Below are 12,753 nucleotides of genomic sequence, written 5' to 3'. Positions count from 1 at the left end.
CTGCGCACCCGATCGCGGGACAAGCCACGCTCCTACAGTTCGGTGTCCGGTCTGATCAGCGCGCCAACCAGCCCCCATCGATATTCCACGCCGCACCACGCACCTGCGCACCGGCTTCGCTGCACAGGAACAGTGCCAATTCGCCCAGTTGAGACGGGGTGACGAACTCCAGTGACGGCTGCTTCTCCGCCAGCAGGTCATGCTTGGCCTGTTCGATGTCGCCCGTTTCCGCGCCGCGATCATCGATCTGCTTCTGCACCAGCGGGGTCAACACCCAGCCTGGACAAATGGCATTGCACGTCACATTACTGGTCGCCGTCTCCAACCCCACCACTTTGGTCAGCCCGATCACGCCGTGCTTCGCCGCGACGTACGCCGCCTTGCCGGTCGAACCCACCAGCCCGTGTACCGAGGCAATGTTGACGATCCGGCCCCAGTTTTTGGCGCGCATGCCGGGCAGGCACAGACGGGTGCTGTGGAACACCGACGACAGGTTGATCGCAATGATCTTGTCCCAGCTCTCGACCGGGAAATCTTCCACCGCATCGACGTGCTGAATCCCGGCGTTGTTCACCAGAATGTCCACGCCGCCAAACTCACGCTCGGCGTAGGCGATCATGTCGGCGATCTGCGCCACGTCGCTGACGTCCGCCGGATGATGGCCGACCTTGCCGCCGAACTGTTTGACCTGCTCGATTACGGCCGAGGCGTCACCAAAGCCGTTCAGCACGAGATTGGCGCCCGCTTTCGCCAAGGTCAGGGCGATGCCCAGACCGATGCCGCTGGTGGAGCCGGTGACCAGTGCGGTTTTGCCGTGCAGACTCATGTTGGATTCCTCATACGATGCCGGTTGCATAGAAAGTAGCGATCACCACGAAAACCGCCAGGGTCTTGATGAGGGTGATCTTGAAAATGTCCTTGTACGCCTCGCGGTGCGTCAGGCCGGTAACGGCCAGCAGGGTGATGACGGCGCCGTTGTGGGGCAGGGTGTCCATGCCGCCGCTGGCCATCGCCGCCACCCGGTGCAGGACTTCCAACGGTATGTTTGCTGCGTGGGCAGCGGCGATGAAACTGTCTGACATCGCCGCCAGCGCAATGCTCATGCCGCCCGAAGCCGAGCCGGTGATGCCCGCCAGCAGGGTAACGGTGATCGCCTCGTTGACCAGCGGGTTGGGGATCGACTTGAGGCCGTCCGCCAACACCAGAAAGCCCGGCAGTGACGCGATGACTGCGCCAAAGCCGTATTCCGACGCGGTGTTCATCGCCGCCAGCAACGCGCCGCTGACCGCGCCCTTGCTGCCTTCAGCGAGTTTGGATTTCACGGCGCTGAACGCGAACAGCAACACGAAGACAATCCCCACCAACAACGCGGCTTCCACCGCCCAAATGGCGGTGATCTTGGAGATTTCGGTCTGCACCGGCGTCGCCATGCCGGGCAGCGAGAGGGTGTGAGTTTTGCCGTACCACTGGGGAATCCACTGGGTGAACAGCAGGTTCATGATCCCGACCAACAGCAGAGGCGCGAGTGCGATCCATGGGTTGGGCAGTTGAATGTCAGCAGGCGTTTCCGGTTCGTTGCGCAGTTCAGCGCCGTAGCCTTCACCCGCGCGTTGCGCCTTGTTGCGCTGGCGTTGCAGGAACAGCATGCCTGCGCAGAAGACGAACACCGTGCCGATCAATCCCAGCCAAGGCGCCGCCCACGCGGTGGTGTTGAAGAAGGTCGAGGGGATGATGTTCTGGATCTGCGGCGTGCCGGGCAGGGCGTCCATGGTGAACGAAAACGCGCCCAGTGCGATGGTCGCCGGGATCAGCCGTTTCGGGATGTTGCTCTGGCGGAACATTTCGGCGGCGAACGGGTAGACCGCGAACACCACCACGAACAGCGACACGCCGCCGTAGGTCAGCAGTGCGCAGACCAGCACGATCACCAGCATCGCCTGCCGCGTGCCGAGCAGCTTGATAGCAGTGGCCACGATAGAACGGGAAAAGCCGGACAGCTCAATCAGCTTGCCGAACACGGCGCCGAGCAAGAACACGGGAAAGTAAAGTTTGACGAAGCCGACCATCTTGTCCATGAACACACCCGTGAACGCGGGGGCCACGGCAGACGGATCGGTGAGCAACACCGCACCGAGGGCGGCGATGGGGGCAAAAAGAATGACGCTGTAACCACGGTAGGCCGCGAGCATCAACAGCGCGAGGGCTGCCAAGGCGATGATCACACTCATCGAGTGTCTCCTGTTGTTTTTGTTATCGACGCGGTCAAGCCGCTTGGCAGGAGGTGTAGCGATAAGCGTGCCATGTGCGTAAGACATTGAATTTAATGGGCTTTATGATTTTAAGGAAGTTGCCAGATGTGTTTTTGTCTCGTTATTGAGACATCGGGCAACCGTACGGGCCACTCCACCGGCAAGCAGTGTTCGGGAACGCCAAGGCAATCGCATATTCGGGAATGCCGCACATTTCTGTAGGAGCGAATTCATTCGCGAGAGGCCAGTCAATCCGGCGAATTTCTATCGACCGAACCGACGTCTCGCGAATGAATTCGCTCCTACAGGATAGGACGTGGGCGCAGGCGCAAGAGGAGCAGTCATCGCATCTCTGTTCAGAGACAGCCTGTCTCCTTACTGAGACTCGGCAATCCCCAACGCCGCCATCTTCTTGTACAACGTCGAGCGCCCCAACCCCAATTGCCGGGCGGCTAGGATTACATTCCCCCTGCATTGCGCCAGTTTCGCCTGGATCAATTCCCGGTCGAACCGCTGCCGTGCGTCGTTGTAGGTTTCGTTGAGGACCGGCTCCGTCCGCCGCTGCGAGGCGGCAGGGGTATGAGGAACAACCGTGCCAATGGCCACGCGAATGTCGTCGGCAGTCAATTGCGTGTCATCACTGAGCAGCGCCGCGCGTTCCAGCACGTTGCGCAATTCGCGGATGTTTCCTGGCCATGCATGATGGCCGAGCATTGTCATCGCTCCGGGCTCCAGCTCGTGCTGGCTGTGTAACTCTTCGAGAATCGCTTCGGTCAGCGCGGGCATGTCATCCAGCCGGTCGCGCAAGGGCGGAACTTCAATCGGCAGCACGCTCAGGCGGTAATACAGGTCGGCGCGAAATTCCCCGCGCTTGATCGCCGCCTCAAGATCGATGGACGTTGCCGCAATCAGCCGGATGTCGGTCTTGATCATCTCGTTGGAGCCGACCGGTTCGTACTCCTTTTCCTGCAACACCCGCAGCAATTTGCTTTGCAGGGGCAGCGGCATGTCGCCGATCTCATCGAGAAACAGCGTGCCGCCCTCGGCCAGACGCAGCTTGCCTTGACGCCCGCGCCGGTCTGCGCCCGTGAACGCCCCCGGCGCCGTGCCGAAGAATTCGGCTTCCAGCAACGTTTCGGGAATGGCCGCGCTGTTGATGCTGACGAAAGGTTTGTGCGCCCGGGGCGAGGTGTTGTGAATCGCGTGAGCGAGCAGCTCTTTGCCGGTGCCCGTTTCGCCCATCAGCAGAACGGGAGAGTCAGTGCTGGCGCTGCGACGCGCACGGCGTTTGACCTCCAGGCTCGCGGCGCTGGTGCCAATGAACTGCGCAAAACTGTATTTGGCCTGTCGCGCCCGCAACAGTGAACGGGTCGAGGCCAGTTCCTGCTGCATGCTCAGGTAGCGCTTGAGCAAGGGGGAGAGGGCGTGCAGCTCGTCGAACAGGGCAAAACCGATGGCGCCGATCACGCCGCCCACGTCGTCGTGGATCGGCAGACGCATCACTACCAGCGGGTCCTTGGCGGTGTCCATCATGTCCAGCAAGATCGGCTGGCCGTTGCTCGCCACCTGACGCAGCAGGCTACCCGGAATCACCTTTTCGCAGGGCTGACCCACGGCGCGGCTGGGGTCTTCGAGACCGAAGCGGCGCGCATAACGCTCGTTGATCCAGACGATCCGTGCGTCCTTGTCCACGATCACAGTACCTTCACTGGACTGCTCGATGATTTCGAACAACGAACGGATCGCTAAGCGCCGAACGCGTCGGTAATCCTTGAGGCTGTCACTGTCTTTCATGCACTGTTCCGTCGTTTCCGTCCCGGGCATCTGGCCGCTCAGACTGCTGTTGCCAATCAGTTGTAACCCCTCAGTTGTAACCAGGGTGCGCCGCCGCCAGCAGCTCCCGGGTGTAGGGGTGTTGCGGGGCATCGAAGACATCATGACTCGCGCCGCGCTCGACCACCTTGCCGTCCTTGACCACGATCAGGTCGTGGGCGAGGGCCTTGACCACCGCCAGATCGTGACTGATGAACAGGTACGTCAGCCCATGTTTCTCCTGGAGTTGACGCAACAACGCCACTACCTGTTTCTGCACGGTACGGTCCAGTGCAGACGTCGGTTCATCGAGCAAAATCAAGGCAGGTTTGAGCACAAGGGCACGGGCGATGGCAATACGTTGCCGTTGCCCGCCGGAAAACTCATGGGGATAGCGATGCCGACTCAGCGGATCGATGCCGACTTCCTCCAGGGCGCGAATCACTTCGGCATCGCAGCGGACCTTGTCCAGTTCGCTGTGCACTTCCAGCCCCTCGCTGATGATCTGTGCCACCGACATGCGCGGGCTGAGGCTGCCGTAAGGGTCCTGAAACACCACTTGCATCTGCTTGCGCCATGGACGCATCTGCTTCTGGTTCAGGCAGTCAAGCGCGTGACCCTTGAAGCGGATACTGCCACGGGATTCCAGCAAGCGCAGGATTGCCTGACCAAGTGTCGATTTTCCCGACCCCGATTCGCCGACGATCCCCAGCGTCTTGCCACGCTCGATGCTCAGGCTGATGTCATCGACCGCCTTCAGGTATTCGTGGTGGCGGTTGAAGATGCCGCCGCCCAGCGAGAACCAGACCCGCAGGTTTTCGACCTCAAGGACCTTCTCGCGGGTGTCCCGAGGCAGCGGCTCGCCCGCAGGCTCCGCGTCGAGCAACAGCTGGCTGTACGGGTGCTGCGGGTGTTTGAACAGGGTGTGGCAGTTGGACTGCTCGACGATTTCCCCGGCCCGCATCACGCAGACCTTTTGGGCGATGCTGTGCACCAGGTTCAAATCGTGACTGATCAGCAGCAGCGACATGTTCAGGCGCTGTTGCAGCTCTTTCAGCAGCAACAGAATCTTGCGCTGAACCGTGACGTCGAGGGCGGTGGTGGGCTCGTCGGCAATCAACAGTTCCGGCTCGCAGGCCAGCGCCATGGCGATCATCACCCGCTGCCGCTGGCCGCCGGACAATTCGTGGGGGTAGGCCTTCAGGCGCTTCTTCGGGTGCTGAATGCCCACCAGTTCCAGCAATTCGAGAATGCGTGCCTGCGCCGCCTTGCCCGTCATGCCCTTGTGCACCAGCAGCGTTTCACCGATCTGCTTGGAAACCGTGTGCAACGGGTTCAGCGAAGTCATCGGCTCCTGGAAAATCATCGCGATCTGGTTGCCGCGAATCTGCCGCATGGTTTTGCCATCAGCGCCCAGCAATTCTTGCCCGCGATAACGGATGCTGCCGGTGCTGACCGTGCCCGCCTGGGGTAACAGTTGCAGGATCGAATGCGCCGTCACCGATTTGCCCGAACCGGACTCGCCAACCAGCGCGAGGCATTCTCCGGCCGGGATGTCGAGGCTCAGGTGCTTGACCACGTTATTGCCGCTGAATGACACCGACAGGTCGCGGATTTCAATGAGATTTTCAGCCACGTCAGGACCTCGGGTCGAAGGCGTCGCGCAACGCCTCGCCAATGAACACCAGCAACGAGAGAATGAGTGCCAGCGTGAAAAAGGCTGTGAAGCCGAGCCAAGGGGCTTGCAGGTTCTGTTTGCCCTGACCGATCAACTCCCCCAACGAGGCGCTGCCTGCGGGCATGCCGAAGCCGAGGAAGTCGAGGGCGGTGAGCGTCGAAATCGCTCCGGTGAGGATGAACGGCAGGTAACTCAGGGTCGCGTTCATGGCGTTAGGCAGAATGTGGCGCAGGATCACCTTGCGGTCGTCCAGCCCCAATGCGCGGGCCGCCTTGACGTATTCCAGATTGCGCCCGCGCAGGAACTCGGCGCGCACCACATCTACCAGTGCGAGCCATGAAAACAGCGCCATGATGCCCAGCAGCCACCAGAAATTGGGCTCGACGAACCCCGACAGAATGATCAGCAGGTACAGCACCGGCAGGCCCGACCAGACCTCCAGTAGACGCTGGCCGATCAAATCCACCCAGCCGCCGTAATAGCCCTGCAGCGCGCCTGCGGCGATACCGATCAATGCGCTAATGACGGTCAGCGCCAGGGCGAACAGAATCGACACCCGCGCGCCGAAAATCACCCGCGCCAGCACGTCCCGCGCCTGATCGTCGGTGCCCAGCCAGTTGATCGCCGAGGGCGGGCTGGGGGCAGGTTTGTTCAGGTCATAGTTCGGCGTGTCGTCGCTGAACGGGATGGGCGGGAACAGCATCCAGCCGTCGCCCTTGCTGATGAGCTGGCGCACGTAATCGCTGCGGTAGTCCGGCTGGAAGGGCAGTTGACCGCCGAACGCCTGCTCGGTGTACCGTTTGAAAGCAGGGAAGTACAAGCTGTGTTGATAACTGAGCACCAAGGGTTTGTCGTTGGCGACCAGTTCGCCACAGAGGCTGATGACGAACAGGCCGCAAAACAGCCACAGCGACCACCAGCCACGGCGGTTGTTGCGAAAACGCTCGAAGCGTCGGCGAGCCACCGGAGACAGTCTGCGCATCAGGCATTCCTCGCGCTGAAGTCGATTCGGGGGTCCACGAGGGTGTAGCAGATGTCCCCGACCAGTTTGATCAGCAGCCCGAACAGGGTAAAGATGAAGAGCGAACCAAACACCACTGGGTAATCCCGCGACACAGCCGCCTCGTAACTCATGCGGCCGAGACCATCAAGGGAGAAAATCACCTCGATCATCAGTGAACCCGCAAAGAACACGCTGATAAACGCCTGTGGAATGCCCGCGACCACCAGCAGCATGGCGTTGCGGAACACATGTCCGTACAGCACGCGGCGTTCACTCAGACCCTTGGCCCGAGCCGTGACCACGTATTGGCGGGTGACTTCGTTGAGAAACGAGTTCTTGGTGAGAATGGTCAGCGTCGCGAAACCACCGATCACCAGCGACGCGACGGGCAGCACCAAATGCCAGAAATAATCGGCGATCTTGCCCAAGGTGGTCATCTGATCGAAGTTTTCCGACACCAGCCCCCGGATCGGGAACCAGTTCAGGTACGTGCCTCCCGCGAACAACACCACCAGCAACATGGCGAACAGGAATGCGGGCATCGCGTAGCCGATGATGATCGCGGTGCTGCTCCAGATGTCGAAATGGCTGCCGTGTTTCACCGCCTTGCGAATGCCCAGCGGGATCGACACAAGATAGGTGATCAGCGTCGCCCACAGGCCGAGAGAAATCGACACCGGCATCTTTTGCAGGATCAGGTCGGTGACCTTGGCGCCGCGAAAGAAGCTGTTGCCGAAGTCCAGTCGTGCGTAATTCGACAGCATCAGCCACAGACGCTCATGCAAAGGCTTGTCGAAGCCGTATTGGTGCTCGATTTCCTTGATCAGCTTGGGGTCCAGACCCCGGCTGGCGCGGGATTGACCGACGTTCATGGTTTCGGTGTGGCCCGCGCCGATGGTGCCGCCCGCCACGCCTTGGAGCTTGGCGATGGCCTGTTCTACCGGACCGCCGGGCGCAGCCTGCACGATGAAGAAGTTCACCAGCAAAATGCACAGCAGCGTCGGGATGATCAGCAGCAGGCGTCGCGTCAGGTAGCCAAGCATTACTTCACCTCCGAAGGAATGGCCGAGGCGCCCCGTTGCTGGGCGAACTGTTCGGTGGTCAGCGCCTGCGGGCTGATTTCCCACCAAGTCTCGATGGCTTCACTGTTGCTGGCCTGCACTTTGGGGATGCCGAAGCGGTTCCACCAGACGGTTGAGGAGCCCGGCGGATAATAGTTGGGAATCCAGTAAAAGCCCCATTGCAGCACCCGATCCAGCGCATGGGCGTAATCGACCATCGCCGGTTTGGTGTCGGCTTTGGCGAGGCCGTTGATCAGGGTGTCGACCGCCGGGTCACGCAACACCATGTAATTGCTGGAGCCGGAATCGCGCGCCACACTGGAACCGAAATTGTTGTACAGCTCCATGCCGGGGGAGGTCGAGACGCCGTAGCCGGTCACGATCATGTCGTAGTCCCGCGCCATGACCCGGTTCAGGTATTGCGCGGAATCGATGCGACGGATCTCGAAATCGACGCCAATCTGCGCCAGATTGCGCTTATAAGGCAGCAGAATCTTCTCGAACCCGCTCTGGCCGTTGAGGAAGGTGAAACTCAGCGGCTCGCTTTCGGCATTGACCAGCTTGTCGCCTTTCGGCATCCAGCCGGCTTCTTCCAGCAACGCCAACGCCTGCAACTGTTTGTCTCGGATGAAACCGGTGCCGTCGGTCTTGGGTGTCTGGAACACCGTGGTAAAGACTTCCGGAGGAACCTGGCCACGCAGCGGTTCGAGAATTTTCAGTTCAGACTCGGTGGGAAGCTGGGTGGCCGCCAGGTCGCTGTTGGAGAAGTAGCTGTTCTGGCGCACGTAGACGTTGCGCATCATCTGCTTGTTAGTCCATTCGAAGTCCCACAGCATCGCCAGCGCCTGGCGCACACGGCGATCCTGGAATTTCGGCCGGTCCAGGTTGAACACGAAGCCTTGCGAACTTTGAACGGCGCCTCTGGCCAGGTGCGCGCGTTGCAGACGACCCTCGGTCAGTGCCGGGCTGTCATACAGGATGGAATAGCCAGTGGCCGAATATTCGCGGTTGTAGTCGTAGCCGCCGCCGCGCAGCACTTGGCGGGCGACGTCAATGTCGCCGAAATACTCGACGCTGAAGTGATCGAAGTTATAAACCCCGCGATTCACCGGCAGGTCCTTCGCCCACCAGTTCGGGTCACGCTCGAAGGTGATGCTGCGGCCTGGATCGACCTTGCCGATCCGATACGGTCCGCTGCCGACGGGAACATCGAAACCGCCGCCGTTGGTGAAGTCTTTGTCTTTCCAGTAATGCTCGGGGAACACCGGCAACGAGGCCAGGTCCAGCGGCAAGGTCCGGCTTTCATTGCTCTTGAAGTCAAAGCGGATCTGGGTGGGCGATTCCACCTCGACGCCTTTTACGTCGCCGAACTCGGTGCGGTAGGACAGGCTGCCCTGAGTCATCAGCAGGTTATAGGTAAAGCGCACGTCTTCAGCGGTGATGGTCGTCCCGTCGGAGAAACGTGCCTTGGGATTAAGGAAAAAGCGCAGCGACATGCCGTCCGGTGCACGCTCCATTTTTTCCGCGATCAGGCCGTAAACCGTGTAAGGCTCGTCCAGGGATTTCACCGCCAACGGGGAGTAGAGCAGGCCGTTGACTTGCGACACGCCGGTGCCTTTGTCGAGGTACGGCATGATGTGATCGTATTGACCGATTTCCTGTGCGGACCGGCGCATGCTGCCGCCTTTTGGGGCATCCGGGTTCACGTAGTCGAAGTGTTTGAAATCGGCCGGGTAGCGGGGAGCTTCACCATAGACGGTCAGGGCGTGTTGAGGTGCAGCGGACAGGGATTGAAGACCTGAGACAAGGACCAGTGTTGCAACGATCAGCGATGAAAAAACAAAACGCATTACACGAATCCTGACTGACATTGGCGGGCAATGTCAGGGTTGAAGGTCATGGACGGAAGGTGCTGTCTGTCCTGTGGTTTTTATTCGTTACCTCCGGTGGCAAGGTACCGCAACGCTGTGATCTTTGTAACCGCACGATTCCTGTGGTTGATGACATCTCTACAGTGCGGCGCGGGCGGCCGGGGCTCAAGCCTGTGCACCACCGTGAACCAGACAAAACGAAGCAATTTCTTTGCCGGAATAGGCAAGAATCTTTTTTTGAGGGCTTTAACCGCAAACGGCCCGCTTTAGAAGGCGAGCCGTTTGAAGAGACAACCTTCAGAATCAGTCCTGACGGCTGGTCACTTCCAGCAGGTGATAGCCAAACTGGGTTTTCACTGGACCCTGAACGACATTGACCGGCGCGCTGAAGACCACGGTGTCGAATTCCTTGACCATCTGGCCAGGACCGAACGAACCCAGGTCGCCGCCCTGACGGCTGGAAGGGCAGCTGGAATTGGCTTTTGCGACTTCGGCAAAGTCAGCGCCATTTTCAATTTCTGCCTTGAGTTCGTTGCATTTCGCTTCGCTGGAAACAAGGATGTGGCGGGCAGTGGCTTTAGCCATTTGAAAGTACTCCTGTCAAAAAAAGGAACGAGCCTACCGGATTAAGGGACGCTTTTCCCGAGAAAGTTCCGGCTCGCAGGCTGAGCGGGTAAGCCGTCACGGAAACTACAAGCCTTTGCGAAACAACAAGCCTGCATGATCGACGTAAAGCTGTACGGGATCGATATCGCTGCGCACCCATCCCGCCGTCTGGTTGATGGCGTCCATATGATCGAGTGGGTAGTCGGAACGAATGACTTTACCCAAATGGGAACTGTAGCGACCGACGAGGCCGTCGTTGTGTTCGGCCTCGCGCTCAAACAGCAGGGCATAGCTGCGCAGTGCCAAGTGTAGTGGGTCGAATGCGTTTTGCCCTTCGTCCAACAGCGTGTCTCGCAGGCATCCGCTCCAGGAGTAGTAGTTCACGCCGTCTACACGCTCTGGCCCTTCGCCACCCCATTCATCTGGCAGGCCCTGAGGGTACCGGCGGTTAAATTGTTCGACCCCGTTGGTTGTCAATGCATCCAGTGCGCGGACCGGGTCTCGCGGCAAATCAGTGGTGCCGCCCAGCAACGAGAGAAAATAGCTAAACCCTCTTATCAGTCGCGCGGCCTGTCGTTCCGGCAATGCCCCGGGTGTCAACGCCCGCCGGACCCAGTCCGCGACTTCGGAGCCATGGTTCGGGCCACAGACAGAAGTGACTGAGGCCACACGGTCCGGACGGACAGCGGCTGCGTAACGGGCCGTTAACGCGCCCTGGCTGTGGCCGATCAGATTGGCTTTCAAATAGCCGGTGCGGTTCATGAAACGGTCGATCTGTTCGAGAAGCTGTTCGCCCCGGGTTTCATTGTCGTGGGTGCTGGACAGCACCGGCACGTGAACACGGCAGCCAGCGTTCTCCAGTGCGGTAACGATCCCGTGAAACATGTCGAACGTGCCGATACGATCAAACCCGAACAGCCCGTGGACCAACAGGATCGGGTATTTGGTCGTGATAGGTGTGTCATTCATGACGGGCAATCCCTTGCTGGTAGTGAGGCGAGCGAGGTTAGCGAGTCATATGACGCAGTGAGTGCCACCTTTTGCGGTCTTCACGACCGGCGTAGCGCTGGTGTGAGCGTGAGCGGGGCAACGGAAGTCTGGATTCAAAGGGCTTGCTGCTGGTAGCAGGTGATGGAGCGAAAAGGCTTACGGGCATCGCCTGAATTTCCTACGGCATCGCTCTGGAAGTCGACAGCGGCGTGCTGTCGATGATGACGCAGTTATGGGAAGCCAGCCGCGGAATGCGAGCTGGCTTTCCCACACGTCTTACTTACCTGTAACGGAGTTTGTTCACGGCGTCACGCAGCAGCTGTTCAGTGCCGTCCCAACCCAGGCAGCCGTCGGTGACCGATACGCCATAACGCATCGAATCGCTCAGTGGCTGGCAACCCTCGAAAAGGTGGCTCTCCAGCATCATGCCGGTCAGCGTTTGATCACCTGCCAGCCGCTGTTGCAGGACGTCATTGAAGACGTGGGGCTGACGCAGTGGGTCTTTGCCACTGTTGGCGTGGCTGCAATCGACCATGATCCGGGCCGCCATGCGGTGTTTGTCCAGACTGGCATTGACCGTGGCCACGCTGGCCTGATCGTAATTGGGGCCGGCATGCCCGCCGCGCAGCACGATGTGGGTGTCCGGGTTGCCCTGGGTCTCGATGATCGCCGGATGGCCGTGGCGGTCGATGCCGAAGTGACGATGGGCATGGGCCGCCGAACGAATGGCGTCGCAAGCCACGGCGATGCCACCATCCGTGCCATTCTTGAATCCCACCGGCATGTGCAGGCCGCTGGCCATTTCGCGGTGGATTTGCGATTCGGTGGTGCGGGCGCCGATGGCGACCCAGCTCAGCAGGTCATCGAAGTAACCGGCGGCGATCGGTTGCAGCAGCTCGGTGGCAATCGGCAGGCCGAGGCTGATCATCTCGCGCATCAAATGTCGGGACAGGGTCAGGCCCGCGGCCATGTCGTCGCTGCCATCCAGGTGCGGGTCGTAGGCGAGGCCTTTCCAGCCCACGGTGGTGCGGGGCTTTTCCACGTATGCACGCATCACCAGCAGCATCTGGTCGCTGACCTCGGTGGCGAGGTTGGCCAGGCGTTCAGCGTATTCCAGCGCAGATTTCGGGTCGTGAATGGAGCAGGGGCCGACGACCACCAGCAGGCGGGTGTCTTCGCCGTTGAGGATGGCGCGTACCGATTGGCGATGAGCAGCCACTTGGGCGGCGAGGGCCGGGCTCAGCGGCAACTGGTTTTTCAATGCCAGGGTGCTGGGCAGCCGTTGTGGGGCAGGGTGGCTGTCGATCAGGGTCACAGGGCTGGACGGCAGGTCGGACAGGTGTGTTGCGGCGACGGACGAATTCATGGTTCGGGCTTCCTGGTCGGCGGGCATTTTCCCGCGCGGACCTACTGGGGTGTTCGACAAAGGGCCGTACTGGCCGTGAGTGTTGATGCGCCACCTGTCAGTGACCGATCGGAGGCG

10 protein-coding genes are annotated in these 12,753 nt (G+C 60.4%); all 10 read right to left on the bottom strand.

What is annotated here, in order from left to right; genetic code table 11:
• Window positions 1-55: 55 nt before the first annotated feature.
• Window positions 56-826 carry a 3-hydroxybutyrate dehydrogenase gene (locus AAEO81_RS17625; RefSeq protein ID WP_166598664.1) on the bottom strand — a complete coding sequence of 257 codons (771 nt, stop codon included), beginning with the start codon at window positions 824-826 and terminating at the stop codon, window positions 56-58.
• Between the two features lie 10 nt (window positions 827-836).
• A complete protein-coding gene (locus AAEO81_RS17620) occupies window positions 837-2,228 on the bottom strand; it encodes a GntP family permease (protein WP_341958222.1) in 1,392 nt (463 codons plus the stop codon).
• A 396-nt stretch (window positions 2,229-2,624) separates the two neighbouring features.
• A complete protein-coding gene (locus AAEO81_RS17615; RefSeq protein ID WP_341958220.1) occupies window positions 2,625-4,043 on the bottom strand; it encodes a sigma 54-interacting transcriptional regulator in 1,419 nt (472 codons plus the stop codon).
• Between the two features lie 70 nt (window positions 4,044-4,113).
• Window positions 4,114-5,697 carry an ABC transporter ATP-binding protein gene (locus AAEO81_RS17610; protein ID WP_341958218.1) on the bottom strand — a complete coding sequence of 528 codons (1,584 nt, stop codon included), beginning with the start codon at window positions 5,695-5,697 and terminating at the stop codon, window positions 4,114-4,116.
• A gap of 1 nt (window position 5,698) precedes the next feature.
• Entirely contained in the window at window positions 5,699-6,721 is a 1,023-nt protein-coding gene (locus AAEO81_RS17605; RefSeq protein ID WP_166594737.1) for an ABC transporter permease, read from the bottom strand.
• Entirely contained in the window at window positions 6,721-7,785 is a 1,065-nt protein-coding gene (locus AAEO81_RS17600; protein ID WP_341958217.1) for a microcin C ABC transporter permease YejB, read from the bottom strand. Before AAEO81_RS17600 ends, AAEO81_RS17605 begins: the two co-directional genes overlap by 1 nt.
• Window positions 7,785-9,653, bottom strand: coding sequence for an extracellular solute-binding protein (locus tag AAEO81_RS17595; RefSeq protein WP_341958216.1), 1,869 nt, complete (start codon window positions 9,651-9,653; stop codon window positions 7,785-7,787). The genes AAEO81_RS17600 and AAEO81_RS17595 overlap by 1 nt, the downstream gene beginning before the upstream one ends.
• A 324-nt stretch (window positions 9,654-9,977) precedes the next feature.
• Window positions 9,978-10,259, bottom strand: coding sequence for a peptidylprolyl isomerase (locus AAEO81_RS17590; protein ID WP_166594734.1), 282 nt, complete (start codon window positions 10,257-10,259; stop codon window positions 9,978-9,980).
• Between the two features lie 105 nt (window positions 10,260-10,364).
• The gene (locus AAEO81_RS17585; protein WP_341958214.1) at window positions 10,365-11,249 is read right to left on the bottom strand and encodes a triacylglycerol lipase; all 885 of its coding nucleotides are present in this window, start codon (window positions 11,247-11,249) and stop codon (window positions 10,365-10,367) included.
• A 301-nt stretch (window positions 11,250-11,550) separates the two neighbouring features.
• The gene (locus AAEO81_RS17580; protein WP_341958213.1) at window positions 11,551-12,636 is read right to left on the bottom strand and encodes a 3-deoxy-7-phosphoheptulonate synthase; all 1,086 of its coding nucleotides are present in this window, start codon (window positions 12,634-12,636) and stop codon (window positions 11,551-11,553) included.
• Window positions 12,637-12,753 lie beyond the last annotated feature (117 nt).

Source organism: Pseudomonas sp. RC10 (assembly GCF_038397775.1).
In the GTDB taxonomy this organism is placed as follows: Bacteria; Pseudomonadota; Gammaproteobacteria; order Pseudomonadales; family Pseudomonadaceae; genus Aquipseudomonas; species Aquipseudomonas bambusae.
Note: the sequence above shows the minus strand (reverse complement) of the source record. Positions and strands in the feature narration are given on the sequence as shown.